At 70.3% G+C, this 13,953-nt stretch carries 10 protein-coding genes; 2 read left to right on the top strand and 8 right to left on the bottom strand.

Annotated elements, in window-relative coordinates; all coding sequences use genetic code 11:
* Nucleotides 1–8: 8 nt before the first annotated feature.
* Nucleotides 9–845, bottom strand: coding sequence for an ATP/GTP-binding protein (locus AC07A6_RS16130; protein ID WP_478777492.1), 837 nt, complete (start codon nt 843–845; stop codon nt 9–11).
* A gap of 35 nt (nt 846–880) precedes the next feature.
* Nucleotides 881–1,426 (bottom strand): hypothetical protein, encoded by a 546-nt coding sequence (locus AC07A6_RS16135; RefSeq protein WP_478777493.1) that lies wholly within the window; start codon nt 1,424–1,426, stop codon nt 881–883.
* A gap of 1,572 nt (nt 1,427–2,998) precedes the next feature.
* Here AC07A6_RS16135 and AC07A6_RS16140 point away from each other — a divergent pair.
* Nucleotides 2,999–3,553 carry a MarR family transcriptional regulator gene (locus AC07A6_RS16140; protein ID WP_478777494.1) on the top strand — a complete coding sequence of 185 codons (555 nt, stop codon included), beginning with the start codon at nt 2,999–3,001 and terminating at the stop codon, nt 3,551–3,553.
* Complete coding sequence (locus tag AC07A6_RS16145; RefSeq protein ID WP_478777495.1) at nt 3,550–3,972, top strand: MarR family transcriptional regulator; 423 nt, start codon at nt 3,550–3,552, stop codon at nt 3,970–3,972. The genes AC07A6_RS16140 and AC07A6_RS16145 overlap by 4 nt, the downstream gene beginning before the upstream one ends.
* 82 nt (nt 3,973–4,054) lie before the next feature.
* On the opposite strand, the gene AC07A6_RS16150 is transcribed toward AC07A6_RS16145, so the two are convergent.
* The 6 genes from AC07A6_RS16150 to AC07A6_RS16175 all read right to left on the bottom strand — a co-directional run bounded on the left by AC07A6_RS16150 (nt 4,055) and on the right by AC07A6_RS16175 (nt 13,946).
* On the bottom strand, nt 4,055–4,996 hold the full coding sequence (locus AC07A6_RS16150; protein ID WP_478777496.1) for a replication-relaxation family protein: 942 nt from the start codon (nt 4,994–4,996) through the stop codon (nt 4,055–4,057).
* A 13-nt stretch (nt 4,997–5,009) separates the two neighbouring features.
* On the bottom strand, nt 5,010–7,184 hold the full coding sequence (locus AC07A6_RS16155; RefSeq protein ID WP_478777497.1) for a type IV secretory system conjugative DNA transfer family protein: 2,175 nt from the start codon (nt 7,182–7,184) through the stop codon (nt 5,010–5,012).
* On the bottom strand, nt 7,181–7,642 hold the full coding sequence (locus AC07A6_RS16160; RefSeq protein WP_478777498.1) for a hypothetical protein: 462 nt from the start codon (nt 7,640–7,642) through the stop codon (nt 7,181–7,183). Before AC07A6_RS16160 ends, AC07A6_RS16155 begins: the two co-directional genes overlap by 4 nt.
* Before the next feature lie 222 nt (nt 7,643–7,864).
* A complete protein-coding gene (locus AC07A6_RS16165; RefSeq protein ID WP_478777499.1) occupies nt 7,865–9,025 on the bottom strand; it encodes a C40 family peptidase in 1,161 nt (386 codons plus the stop codon).
* Complete coding sequence (locus tag AC07A6_RS16170; protein ID WP_478777500.1) at nt 9,022–11,406, bottom strand: hypothetical protein; 2,385 nt, start codon at nt 11,404–11,406, stop codon at nt 9,022–9,024. The genes AC07A6_RS16165 and AC07A6_RS16170 overlap by 4 nt, the downstream gene beginning before the upstream one ends.
* Nucleotides 11,403–13,946, bottom strand: a complete 2,544-nt coding sequence (locus AC07A6_RS16175) for an ATP-binding protein (RefSeq protein ID WP_478777501.1) — start codon at nt 13,944–13,946, stop codon at nt 11,403–11,405. The genes AC07A6_RS16170 and AC07A6_RS16175 overlap by 4 nt, the downstream gene beginning before the upstream one ends.
* Between the last annotated feature and the right edge of the window lie 7 nt (nt 13,947–13,953).

The raw sequence follows: 13,953 nt of genomic DNA on the forward strand, positions 1-13,953 counted from the left end.
TGCGCGTTCTAGTTGAGGACCTGGACCTCGGCGACGTTGATGTCCACGGCGCTCGTGCGGATCTCGGTCAGCTGGCCGCCCTGGGCGCCGCCGGTGACCTGCCAGTCGATGGACCAGGTGGACGTCGCGGTGACGTGGTACGTGCCGGACCCGGTGGTGGAGGACGGCTTGTCGTAGCGGTGGCCGCAGTCCGGAGACGACTGCTTGCCGTACTCCGGCTTGTAGGGCGTGCCGGCCGTGGTGCAGGTGACGGTCTTCCCGTCGCCCATGTTCCACACGATCTTCGACACCCTGGCCGTCGCCGTCACCGATACCGGTCCGACGGACGCCGAGGCCACGTTCGGGCCGTACGTCTCCGGACCGGTCTCCGTCCACATGTAGACGGGCATCCCGACCACACCCTTGCCGCCCGGCTTCGGCGTGATACCGATCGCCGGCGGACGCAGCCGCATCTTGTCCACGGCCTGCCGCGCAACGACCGCGGGGTCAATCACCGGGCCTCCGCCGCCAGGCGGGGCGTCAGTGAAGATGTTCTTGACGTCGTGCATGCCGGTCTCGTTGTCGAGGCAGTCCTCGATGTACATGGAGACGCCGGGCTTCCGGCCGCCAGGCCCCCACAGCGCGTTGTCGTCCTCGGGCTGGGGGTCGGCCAGGGTGTAGGTGCAGGTGTAGCGGCTGTCGCCTCCGCCGGTGTCACCGCCGCCTCCTCCTCCATCGCCGCCTCCAGTTCCTCCGCCAGTGCTCCCGCCGGGACCACCAGGGACCACGACGATCGGACAGACGAAGCCGGTCTCGCACTTCCCCTTCTCGTCTGCTTCGGCCGTGGCGGGGAGAACCAGGGACACTGCGAGGGGGAAGGCAAGAGCAACGTGCCGGCGGGTCAGCACGGCTGGTCCGCGTGGAGTTCGTACTTGAGGACCATCCAGGAGCCGTTCCAGCGCTCCATCATGCTCGTGATGACGTACTTGGGAACGGGGCTGGATGCAACGGGCGCCGGCTGGCCAGTCTTCTTGTCTGTGATCTTCCACTTGGAGACGTCCAGGCAGGCCGAAACGGAGACGCTGGGGCTCTTCTTCTCCAGATCAGCCCCGGTCACGATGGGGTTCAAGAGGACCGGCTCCCCGGTCATGACCCGGCCGTTGGTCTTGAGATTGGCGGTCTCCTCAATGGCCTTGTTGAGGGCGTCGGCAGTGGCGTACTTCTTGAGGTCGGTGCCCTCGATCTCGGTCTTCGCGTAGGCCTTGGGCAGTTCCGTCCAGTAGGCCTTGTACGCGGTCAGTGCCTCGGCCTTCGCGGCCTCGGTCGGGTCGAGCGTCGGCGACTTGCTCGGAGCGGCCGTGGCCGTCGGGGACGCCGTCTTGTCCTTCTCGTTGTCCGAGCCGCTCGATGAGGTACACGCCGCGGTGAGGGCGACGCAGACAGTCAAAAGAAATGCAGGAACTGCCCGGCTGCTGTTCCAGCCAAGCTGAGCGAGTCGTGCCATCGGTACCGCTGCCTCCCCGTAGAAAGCCATCGCGCCCGGTGCAGACCTTTGCGGCCTGTTTTCGCGCGGCGTGAACCACAACCGTCACAAGCGACCGGACTGTTCCCATACGTTACGCAGAGGCGGCCAACATCGAAAGTCATTAGCGCAGTTCACGGCCACGCGGGCGGTGCAAACCGGGCGTTTCCCCACCCTCGCGGGACCCTGTCGGAATTCAGTCCGATGTGTGAGACAGCCAGAACTGGAACGCCGGAACCCACACTTGCCCGGCAGCCGAGAATGTCGATTCATCTGCACTTCAGCTTTGGTACGCCCGTTGGCTCAATGCATATTCGGAATGGCTGAAAACCAGCGCAACCAGTTGGGGTTAGGGCACTCCGTGGACTCACTCCCCCCTGGTCCGCCCCGGCAGTTGAAGCCCTCCCCGTCGGCTACGTGGGACTCGCAGTCGGCAGGCCTCCCTCGTAGGAAGCTGCCTCAGCCGGCCCTCCGCGCAGCGGTGGGCTCTCACTTCGCCTCCCAGCGCGCAGAGCTGGGACCTCGCTTCCCTCTGCCCCGCCCATTCCTCCTCCCGAGCGGGGGGTTCCTCGTTGGGCGGCACTCACGGTGGGCCCTGCGGCCGTTCGGGGGCGCGGCACGCTTTTCGCCGCGCCCCCGGGCGGTCGTAGGGCATGGTGCGGAGGGTCGTCCAACGAGGAACCCCCCGCGGAGCCCCTACCACCCACCGACCTGCTGTTCGATCCCCTCCTCCGCAGGGTGGCCCGGCGGAGCCTCCTTTAGACCGCCCTTGGGCGGTGCAGGCCGAGACGGCGGTGAGTCCGACTTCTGGATCAAGTCCCGTCGATCGGCCGGACTTTCTGGGAGCTAGAGGTCTTTGTTCTCCATGCACGGAGCTGGTTCCGAGATGGTTGAACGGTGGTCAGGCCGGTTGCTTGACACGCCGGTTGTGGGTGGTGAACCCCGTGACGGATGAGGTTGTGGTAAACGCGCGCGCGTTTGAAGACAGAAGGGGAAGATGCCTCTGACCTGGGAAAACGCGCTGCTAACCGGCGGAAAAGTGCCTCTCCACGGGCGAAAAAGTGCCGCTTAGGGATGGATGCCCCGGAGGAGAGCCCGACACGCACCCTGAGGGAGGAAGGACCGGGACAGTCTCCCGGCGGCTGACCTGCGTACTCGCCGGGGTGAAGGCTGTTCTCCGGAGCTAAGAGGCGGAAAAGCGCCGCTTAACGTGTTGCGACGAGCCCCGGAGGCCTGGCCTGGCACTGGGTGCGTTGGAGTGGTTGTGGTGGGAGTCGAGCGGTCTCGGCAGCTCGGGGAAGAGGGCGTTCCTCGGAGCTAAGCGGCAAGAAACCGCCGCTTAGCTCCGAGGAACGGAAGAGGCGGGGACACACCTCCAGGTGTGCACGCGCGTAAGAGGGCGTTCTTCGGAGCCCGTCCTGTAGGTTTGCCGCTTGACAGGCTGTTGGTCGGAGCTAACCGGCGGAAAAGTGCCTCTTAGGGGGCGATGGGAGCGACATGCCACCGACACGCAGGCGCCGTCTGGCCCTGGTTGACCAGGACACCGGCGAGGTGGTGGAGCCGAAGGAGCGGATCCCCCACCAGCTCGATGGAAGCGGCTACACCCTGCAGTCCAAGGGCGACGAGGTTCCCCTCTACTCACTGGACCTGAAGGCTTCGGAGTGGGCAGCCCTGGACTGGCTCCGCGAGCACGACGCAGCGCACACCTTCGTGAAGGTCACGCCGGATGAGCTGGCGGCGGACATCCACACCAACGCGACGACGGCCCGGAAGGCCCTGTCGAGGCTGGTGGCGATGAAGCTGGTGCTCAAGCCGAGTCCGCGCGCGTCCGCCTACCAGCTGACTCCTAGGCGATACTGGGAGGGTGCGGGAAGCACGCAGGCCACGACCATCAAGCGCCTCGACCCGCCACGCATCACCCCGGACGAGAAGGCCACCACCCGGGCCCGAGCCGCCAAGGTGAAGGCCGATGCGGTGAAGACGGTTGATTCACAAGCTGAGCCGATGACACCCAGGCCACGACGAGCTGCTGGAGAGGCGGCGAACCGATGACCATGCTGGCATTCGACCCCGAGCGGGACCTGGCGGCGCCGCCGCTCTATTCACTGAACCTGTCCGCCGGCCAGCGAAGTGTCCTGGCCTGGATAGAAGAGCACGGCGGCCTGTTCAGTGCGATCGAGGTACCCGTGGAGACCGTAGCCACGGACTGCGGGAGCTCCGAGTCCACCGTGTACGACGGGCTCAGCCGACTGCTGCTCCTCGGGCTGCTCCTGAGGGACGAGGTCACGGGGTACTACCGGATCAACGCGAGGTACTTCTTCGCGATGAACCCTGACGTTCGACGGCTCCTGGTCGCAGCGCTCTCGGACCCGCCCGTCACACCAGATGCCCGAGCCCAGGCACCGCGCAAGGTGAGCAACGAGGATGCCCGCCGGCGCCGCGTCATCAAGCCGGTGCCGACCGCACCGTAGACGACCCCGCACACGAGAGGGGCGGAAGGTCCACCTTCCGCCCCTCTCGCGTGTCTGGGCGACCGCGACGAGGCAACTGCGGTCAAGCTGCTGCTGCGACGGCGCCCCGAATCCAGGCGTCCACCGGTTCGGCCGGGCCCAGGACCGGCGTGAATACGGGCTCGAAAGGGCCGCGGGCACGCAGCTGGTCGAGGGTGGTGACACCGGCACGCAGCGGGGTGGAGGCGAGTGCGGGGTCGCTGGCGGCGAGGCTGCGGAGGTCGGCGATCCGCCGAGCGAGACGTTCCTCGGAGGCACCGGTCAGCACGAGCAGGAGTCGGGGGAAGGCCGGGTATCGGTAGCGCCAGGCCGGCATCGCGGCCTGCCGCCGGGGGCCGCGAGCACCCTTGGCGGTCTGGGGCTGAGGCGCGTACTCGTGGTAGGCGGCGTAGGCGTGCAGTTTCTGGGCGAGTCGGGCGATGGTCATCTGGGTGCGGTCGACCTCGACGAAGTACGTAAGCAGGGTGCGCTGTTTGGCCTCGGTGTGGACGTAGCTGAGGACGGCGTCCGGGACGAGACAGAGCTCCTCCCCCGGGCGGGATTCGTCGCGGTAGTAGTGGGCGATCTCGGGTGACCAGTCGAGGGGGCCGCACTCGTGGCCGAGGCGGCGTGCGTGCTCGACGAAGGCGGCTCCGGCTTCGACGACGGCGAGGGTGTGTTCCTGGAGCGGGCCGAGCGCGGCCTCCGGGCTCATCCGGTAGGCGCGGGGCTGGAGCAGGCCGACCGCTTCGACGGCCTGGGCGCCCTTCTCGGTCAGCCACCACAGCAGTTCGGTCTGGCCGGTGCTGCGGCGGCCGACGGCTTCGGCGAAGCCGGCCTGGCGGAGGGTGTGGAGCTGGCGGCGCAGGAACTCGGAGCGGGTGTGGTGCGGGGTGACCAAGCGGTGGAGCTGGCGGGTGGAGACCAGGCGGTGCTGGTAGAGGACTTGGGCGGCCTGCTGGGCGACCTGGCCAAGCCCGGTGGGGGCGGAGTGCGGGTAGGGCATGAGGGCTTCCCTTCTAGTCGATGACGCTGGTGGGGTCGCCGGCGGTCGGGCCGTTGGGGCGCTGGCCGGTGTGGTGGGCGAGGACGACGGAGTCGAGTTCTTCCAGGTCGGCGAGGATGTCGCCGAGCGGGCGGCGGTTGAGGTTGCTGTCGATGGCCTGGTCGAGGGCGGGGATGCCGGCCGGGTTGTCGTAGTGGGCGAAGACCTCGTCCACGGGCAGGCCGCGGACCCGGAAGGGGGTGGTCCGGGTGCCGTTGAGGTTCACGGACATCACGTAGTGGTACTTCGGGAGTTCGGTGATGGTCTCCGGGGAGATATGTCCGTTCCACCTCTTGGCGACGAAGGCGGCCTCGTCGTAGTCCGCGGCGCAGGTCGACAGCCAGCTCTGGTTTTGCAGCAGGGCCTGGCGGGTGATGGCCGAGAGGCGGAGTGCCATCTGGGTCATGCCGATGAAGCGCACCTCGTACTTCCTGAGCTGCTCGGCGATGGCGGCGAGGAATCCCTTGCTGCTGCTGTCGAGCGCGGTGAGCTCGTCGCCCCAGGCCCAGAAGGTCTTGCGCTGCTCGCGCGGGGTGTCCTGCCGGGAGAGGCCGGCGCGGTGCAGGTCGTGGATGAGGAGGCAGCTGACGAGGGCGTCGCTCTCGCTGCCGGACGGGCAGACGAAGACGACCTTGCCGGTGTCCATGGCGTGGCGGACGTCGTACGCGGAGCGGGGGCTGCCGAAGAACGCCTGGAGGGACTGAGAGGTGTCAAGGCGGTCGATGGCGTAGGTGACGGTGGGCACCGCGTCCGGGCCGAGCTTGGGGAACGTCGTCTCCCAGTAGGCACGGACGCGGGCCGGGAGCTTGGGCAGGAGCCTCTCGCGCCAGTCCTCGTCGGTGAGCCAGGTGCGCAGCTGGAACAGCGTGCACTGCGCCTGCGGCTTTCCGGCTTGGACGGCCTGGAGGTTGAGCAGGGCCAGGGCCTGGGAGGCCCGGGCCAGGATCGTGCGGGCGCGGGGGGCGTTGTCGCCCCAGTCCTGGGCTGCGGCGATGCCCTCGGTGACGGAGCGGACGATGTCCTGGACGTCGGAGAGGGTGCGCCCCTCCATCGACAGGGGGTTCCAGGAGACGACGGACTGGTCCGGGTCGGCCTTGGCGAGGTTGATCTCCCAGAGCCGATCGAGGATCTCCGGGTGCGCCAGGTACGGCTTCGCCCTCATCCAGCCCTCGCCGTGCGGGTCGAGGAACCAGCAGCCGTAGCCGGAGTGCGCCATCGCGATGCACTGGACCAGGGCTTCCTCGGTCTTGCCGTGGCCGGCCTTGCCGAGCTGGAGGCCGAACAGGAGGTCCTGCACGCGGGCGGCAGCGATCCGCTCGCGGCCGTCGGGGTAGACCACGGCGCCGAGCGGGATCAGGTCGCGCTGCCCGGTGTAGACGGGGAGCTCGGCCGGGGCCGGTGGGACCAGGCCGCCGGAGCGGACCACGCTGGAGGCGGTGCACTTCACCGTCGGCGGCTTGAGCCACCCCGCGAGCTCGGGCACCGTCAGCCACTGCCGGCGGCGCGGGGCGAACTCGCCGGAGGCGAAGCGGCGCTCGAACCGGCCAATCGACCAGCGCCGGGGCCGGTGGGCCTTGAGGTAGTTCTCGCCCGAAGTCATCGACAGCGCAGCGATCAGCTGGTGCATCCGGGCCAGGGCCAACTGCGGGTGCGCGGCCTCGGTGCGCAGCAGGATCTGCACGGCGAACACGGCGCCCGCGCTCGGTTCGAGCTTGCCGACGCCGTCGCGCAGGTCGGTCTGTCGCGGGATCCGCTCGGAGCGGCTGGAGGCTCCGGCGCCACCGGACCAGGCCGCAGTGGCCGATCCCCAGAATCCGCCTCCGCCGAGGCCGCCGGTGAGGCGCTCGCCGTACGCGGACGGGCCCCGGCGGGCGGCCCGGGCCATCAGGCGGCGCCGACGCCGGGCCAGGCGCTGCTCGGAGACCGGGACCAGGTCGAAGACGACCTCGGCCTTTTCTCCGTCTTCGGTGCGGACGGAGGCCATGGCGGCGGCCAACTGCTGGAGGGGGTCGGGGCTCAGGCCGAGGGAGGCCAGGGCCTTGTAGTCGGGCAGGCCGAGAGCGAGCTCGGCGCGCTGCACGTACCGGCGCGCGCTCGCCTGGGCGGTGGTCGTCTTCGGGGGCTTGGCCAGGGAGATGACGGCGCTCACGGTGTTCCTCCCGGGCCGGTGAAGCGGACGGGGTGGATGTCGGCCTGGCCGCCCTGGGTGCGGACCTCGACCTCGGCGAAGCCGGGCATGTTCAGGACCGCGGCCGCGGCGGCCGGCCCTTCGATGTAGCAGTGCATCTTCCCCTCCGCGGCGGTGTAGCGCAGGCGCACCGCGGAGCCGCGGGCCGGGACACCGTCGGCGGCGTAGTGCACGCGCCCGAGCTGGCGTGCCCAGCGTCCGACTTCACCTTCACCGGGGTCGAACGTCGCGGTCGGGATCACTTCGACCTGGACACGGTCGGCGAGCGCCTCCCGTACGAGCGCCGCGCGGCGGATCGTCCACCACACCCAGATGGCCGCCCCGAGCACGCCGAGCGCGATGAGGTACGGCGCGGCCATGCCCAGGACGTCCTGGAGCTGGGTGAGGAGTTCTTCGACCGGCAGGTCCGGGAGGTTCATGTCGGCCGGCCCGGGGTTGGCCGGGGCGGGGTGGTGTGGTGCACGGTTCCTCCAGGGTGGTGGGAAGAAGCCCTTCACCTGGACCAAGTAAGAATTCGAGGCCGATCCAGACACCACGCCCGAATGCTTTGCAATCCCTTGACGATTGAGGGGTGCTGGTGCCAGTACTGACCGAGTCGGCCGGTGCCCGCCCGGAAGTCCGGGCCGGGCACCGCCGTTTCATCAGACGATGCGCACGACCAGCAGGATCGGGCCCAGGTTGCCCTGCGGGGCGACCTCCACGACGCGACCGGGCTTCGGCGCGTGCACCACGTACCCATAGCCGATCGCCATGGCGACGTGCTCGGGGCGGGAGGCGGAGCCGACGGCGAAGAGCAGGTCGCCCGGCTGGATCGCGGCCACGGGGACCGGGTGGCCGTCGTTGATCTGCGTGTAGGTGGTGCGCGTGATCTCCTTGCCGGCGACGCCGTACGCGCGCTGGGTCAGGGAGGAGCAGTCGCACCGCTCGGAGGCGTTGGGGCCGTGGGGGTTGGTGCAGCTGCCGCCCCACTGGTACATGGTGCCGAGCTGGCCGAGCGCCCAGCGGATCGCGGTCTGCACCTGCGGGGGCGCGGTGGCCGGGATCTGGTAGCCCTCGGGCAGGGAGCCGGGCGGGATGTTCCCGAAGTCGACGTTTCCGGTGCCCTGTCCGGCGCACCGTCCTGGGCCGAAGCCGCCACCGAGACCGGGCCCTCCCGGCATCGGGCCGGCGGGTGCGGCGCCGAGGGTGGGGGCGATGGCCTGCTGAAGAGCCGTCGCGAGCGGCTCGTGCTTGGCGTAGGCGTCGGGGAACCCGGAGCGCTGGACTTTCTGCGCCGCCACCGTGACGGGCATCTGCTCCCAGTCCTTTATCTTCACCAGCCCGTCGTAGAACTTCCCGGAGGAGTAGACGGGGTCCATGATCTGCTCCCGTGTGCCCCAGCCCTGGGAGGGCCGCTGCTGGAACAAGCCGAGGGAGTCGCGGTCGCCGTGGTCGAGGTTGATCAGGGTGGACTCCTGGAGGGCGGTGGCGAGGGCGACGACTTGGCCGCGGGCCGGCACCCGCTTCTGGATGCCGGTCGCGACGATGACCTTCGCGTTGGGGATCTGCTTCTTGGGCTCGGACAGGCCGGGCACGTTCACGTCGCCGCTACCGGCGAGCATCTCCTTGACCTTGCGGGCTATCTCGGCTGTGTCCGGGTCGAGGCCGGGCTGGCCGCCGGCGGGGCAGCTGGCCGCGGCGGCGGCCTCGGCCTCGCTCTGGCCGAGGCCGGCCACGTGCGCTCCGACGGCGGCGAGGAGGACGAGCGCCAGGCCGAGCAGGCCCGCGAGGCCGGCCAGCCACCCCTTGAACTTCCTCTTCATGTCCGGCGCTGCCGGCGGCGGCGCATGTTCAGCTCCCGCTCCTCGTTACGGCTCAGGGTCGCGTCGCTGGGACGCCGCGGGGTCGCGGTCGGAACGCGGCGCGGGCCGGGCTGGCGGGGGGTGCCGCGGTCCAGGCGCTGGCGGAGCTGTTGCTGGCGCGGGGAGTTCGACGGCTGGGTCGGGACCTGGTGGCGGGGCTGGTGGCGCCTGGTGGCCTGCGCGTTGGGCTGGTTCGGTGTGGTGGTCGCCTGGCTGCTGCAGGTGGCCAGGTTGGTTGCCGGGCCTCCTGGAAGCTGGTTGGGGATGGTGACCGCCTGGCTGCTGCTGGCCAGATTGTGTGCGGGGCCTCCCGGGAGCTGGTTCGCCGGCGTACCGGGCGGGTTGGGCGGCTGCGCGGGCGGGTTCTGCGGAGGGACAGGCGGTGTCTGGCCCGGGTTGCCGGCGTTGCTCGGCTGGGGCTGGGGCTGGGGCTGGGGCTGGCCCGCAGGCCGGGCCGGACGGCGGCCGCCGCCGTTGCCGCCGGACTGAATGCGGTTCATCAGCGCGACGGTGCTGACGCTGCTGCTGGTGGCGTAGCCGAGGGCGGCGATCGGGTTGCCCGAGGCCACGGCGACACCGACCATCGCGGTGCGGACCACGCCGCGGGTGACCTTGCGGGCGATGCTCTGGTTCTTCGCCACCGGGGTGGAAGACGGGGCGAGTGCGCTGCCGTTGGTCCCGCCGATGCGGCCGGACGACATCTTGTCGCGCCACTTCGCTGCTGCCTGCTTGGACTTGACCGTGAGCGCCTTGCGCTTCTTGATCGCGCCGATGCACACGATGTCCACGGCCAGGAAGCGCAGGGTGAGTTCGTTGCCCCAGTCCTGCTGCACGGGGTCGAGGACGGCCTGGATGATCAGGATGAGGACGGCGAGGCCGATGATGGAGGCGAGGAGCTGCCCGAGGGAGTGCAGGACGGAGGCCGCCCAGTCCCACAGGTAGCCGCGGCCGGCGCCGGGCAGCAGGCCGGCCACGAGTGCCGGTTCGGCCCGTACGGCGTCCCAGGCGATGCGGCACTGGGCGACGAGGAAGCTGCCCGTGAGACCGGCGATCAGCACGGTGACGATCAGCGCGGCGACGAGGAGGAAGATCGCGCCGCCGACCTTGTCCATCGAGGCCCGCTTCGCGGCCTGGACGTCGCCCTTGACGCAGTCCTTCTCGAACTGCTCCATCGGCGGGTTGCCGAAGTGGTCCAGGGCCCACTGCTTGGCCAGGGGCAGAGTCCAGTCGGTGATCTGCGCGCCGGTGGGGTCGATCCAGGCCCGGTAGCTGTTGAACTTCTTCAGCGTCTCCATCTGCTTGTTCACGGCCCGCTCGTAGGCGAGCTGCGTGATCTTGGTGTCGGAGTACTTCTTCGCGCACTCGCCTTCGAAGACCCGGCCGTACTGCAGGAGCATGGCCGGCTTGACGATGAAGGCGTCGGTGAGCGCGTTGGTCAGCGGGCGGGAGAGTGCCCGGCTGCTGGCGGAGTCCTCGTCGTCGGGGGCCTTCTCCTTCGGGCCGGGGTTGGCGTCGAGGATGATGTCGGCGACTTCGAGGGCCAGGCCGCGGGCGGCGGCGATGGCGCCGTCCTGCTCGCCGAGGAGGAGCTGCGGGGGTGAGGAGAGCAGGGTGGCGGTGAGCGCGGCGATCAGGAGGGACAGGGCTGCGTCGCCCCATCCTTTCGCCCGGTCGCCGAAGAAGATGCGGACGACCGCGATCAGCGCGCACACCGACAGGAACAGGGACGGCAGGCCCAGCTGCAGGATGACCTGGGTGTGCAGGGAGTTGGCGACGGACAGGACCGGCGCCAGGAGGAGCTTGGCGAGGCCGAAGCCCAGGGCCCAGACGATGAGCCAGGAGCAGAACGCGATGACCCACTTGGTGATCATGAAGGCGAGTTCGGTGATCAGGTTCTCGATGCCCAGGTCCCAGTCCGTCAGCCCCCCTGTGTCGCTCTTGACCGTGTAGGCGGAGATGGGGAGGTTCCGCTCGTCGGTCACGTTGAACACGGCCAGGACGCCGCCCTCGTTGGGCAGGAGCTTGCGCAGGCGCTCCTCCTCCGCCTTGAGGTACGCCTCCTGCAAGTTGTCGGAGAGCCTCTTGTTGAGGTCGGCGATGATCTTCTCGATCTCGGCGAGCTCCTCGGGGGTGGGCGTACGGGCCCCGGGCGGGTTCGGCGTGAGGGGGTTGCTCGTCGGGGGGCTGGTGGGCGTCGGGGTCGGGCTCGGCTCGGCGAGGGCCGGCAGCGAGGTGAGCATCGTGAAGGCGGTCGCGGCGAGCGCCGCCACGAGCAGGGCGAAGCGCAGGCGGGCGGCGCCGAGCAGGCGCAGCCGCGTGAACGGAGCGCGCGGGGTCCTCATGCCGCCGCCTGCTCGCTCGTCGGGGTGGTGTGGATGACCCGCTCGATCGCCCGGTCGCGCGGGATGAGGACCCGCATGAGGCCGATGCGGCCGGCGAGGTCGCGGTAGAGGCACTCCCCCGCGCGGGCCCGGCGCTGGTCCTCCGGCAGGCCGAGAGGCGAGAGACCACCGGTGACCAGGTCCAGCAGCTCGGTGTCGGTGGCGTCCACGCCCAGGAACTCCAGGGAACGGGCGGCCAGGGTGCGGCTGGTCTGCCGGAAGACGAACCGGTGCGGAATGAGGCCGCGGACGATGACCCCCTTCTCGCTGTCGGACGGGCCGATGTCGTTGGCGTCGTGGCTGCCGACGTACGCGGCCGCGTTCCTCTTTCGGCCGTCACGCAGCAGCTCCAGGAGCAGCTCCAGCCCCTCGTCCGAGCTCGTCAGCCACCAGCACTCGTCGAAGACGGTGACCGCGAACTCATCCCGGCTGCGCATCGCGGTCTCCCGGGAGACCGCCGCGATCAGGTACATCAGGGCCCGGCCCAGCACCTTCTCGAACTCCAGCCGCTGGATGCGGTGCTCGGAGGCGAGCTCGGACTTCTTGGGCAGCTGCAGCGCGCTGACGAGGAAGACGACGCTGTCGGCGCGCTGGGTGTCGACGACCGGCAGCGTCTCGTCGAACACGACGCGCGCGAGGTCCTTGCGCGCGACGGAGGCGAGCTTGCGGGCCAGGCCCTGCGCGGCCGGATCGCCGGCGCCACGCGCGGTGAGCTCCTCCATCAGGGCGCGCATCGAGGGCTCGGGCCGGGACAGGACCGCCTGGACCGCCTCCGACAGGGCCACGCCTTCGAGGTCCATCGGCCGTACACCGAGGAGCAGGGTCAGGAAGGACTCGGTGAAGCGGGCCGCGACCTGCGGGCTGTTCTTCACGTACAGGCGCAGCGGGTCCAGGGAGACCTCGGCGGTGTGGTCGATGCGGATCAGCTGGGTGGTGCCGGGGCAGGCCTTCGCGAACCGGGCCCATTCCTGGTCGGTGGTGCGGTCGACGATCACGGCGCGGCCGCGGCTACCGGGCCGGCCGAGCTGGTGGCCGCGGGCGAGGACGTTGTAGACAGCGGCCTTCATGCCGACCGACTTGCCGGCGCCGAGCTCGCCGAGCCAGGCCATGGAGGCGGAGGCGTTCTCGCGGGGGCCGCGGGCGGGGTCGATGAGGACGGGGCGGGCGCCGCCGGAGGCGACCTGGAGGCCGTAGAGGCCGCCGCGTTCGTCGCCGAGCTGGGATCCGCACCAGGGCATGGCCATCGCGAAGTCCCGCGCGAGGAGGATCTGCGCGTAGCCAGCCATGACCCGCGGAGTGCGGCAGCCGGGCAGCATGGCCTGCCACAGGCTGGCCTGCTCGCCGGCGGGGCGGGAGAAGGTGTAGTCGGTGGACCCGAAGTCGCTGGCGAGGGCGGCGGCGCGGTCCATGGCGTCGTCGGGGCTGTTGCCCCACACGGCGAGGGTGACCATGGCGCGGATCTCGACCTCGCGCCGGTTCGCGGTGAGCCGCTCGTGGTACTCCTCGTTGTCCTGCTGGTTGCGGGCCACGGCCGCAGGCGGCCCGGCCGGGTCGCCCTCGTACTCGGCGGCCTGGGCCTTCAAATGCCGGGCGCGCTTGCGGACCTTGGGCTCGGCCTTCGAGCCGGGGACGATGACCAGGCGGGCGGTCCAGTCGACGGGGTAGGCCAAGTCGTCGAGCTGCTGGAGGTAGGCCGCACCGGGGAGAGCGAAGGCCTCGGGCATCTCGGAGAGGGCCAGGAGGGCCTGGTAGGAGTCGCCCCACTCGGAGGAGACCTGGAGGAAGCGCCGGGTGAAGGGGTTGACCGGCAGCGCGGACCCGGTGTTGAAGTCGGCTCCGCCCTCGCCGACGAGGATCTCCCCCAGGGCCGCGACGTTGCGGCCACGGCCGCGGACCGGGGTCTCGGTGCCGTCCGGGAGGAACGGTTCGGCGAGCCCGCGGCGCGCGCTGTGACCGTAGATCCACAGGATCTCCGCCTCGGACGCCGGACGCATCGAGACCCCGGTCGGCCACTGGGCCTGGATCCGCTGGGCCTGCTCCAGGCGCCGGCGCACCTCGGCATCGGTGACGACGGCGGGCATCAGCCCGAGCTGCAGGGAGACCTCCGCCCGAGCCGCCCGGAACGCGGAGAGCACCCCGTCCTTCTTCGACAGCGGGGGCAGCGGCAGCGCGAGCCAGTCGGTGCGCCCGGTCAGCTCCATGTCCTCCAGCTGGTCCAGGACCGCATGCCCCAGGCTCTCGTAGCGCGGGGCCCGGGCCAGGTCGATGTCGTCGACCATGGCGCGGACCACGGCGGTCGGGTCGATCTGCGGGCACAGGCTCATGAGCATCGGCTCGCCGGTCATCGCCTTGAACAGGCCCTCCAGGGCCTTGAGGCGGCGGCGCTTCACGACGGCGGGGGCGTGGGAGTAGTTGGTCGCGGCGACGCGCCAGACGGCCCAGACGGTGCCATGGGTGGTGAAGATCAAGTTGCTCTGGACGTGCCGGATCGGCAGGCGCATCGTCAGT

Source organism: Streptomyces sp. NPDC044002, from assembly GCF_056434525.1.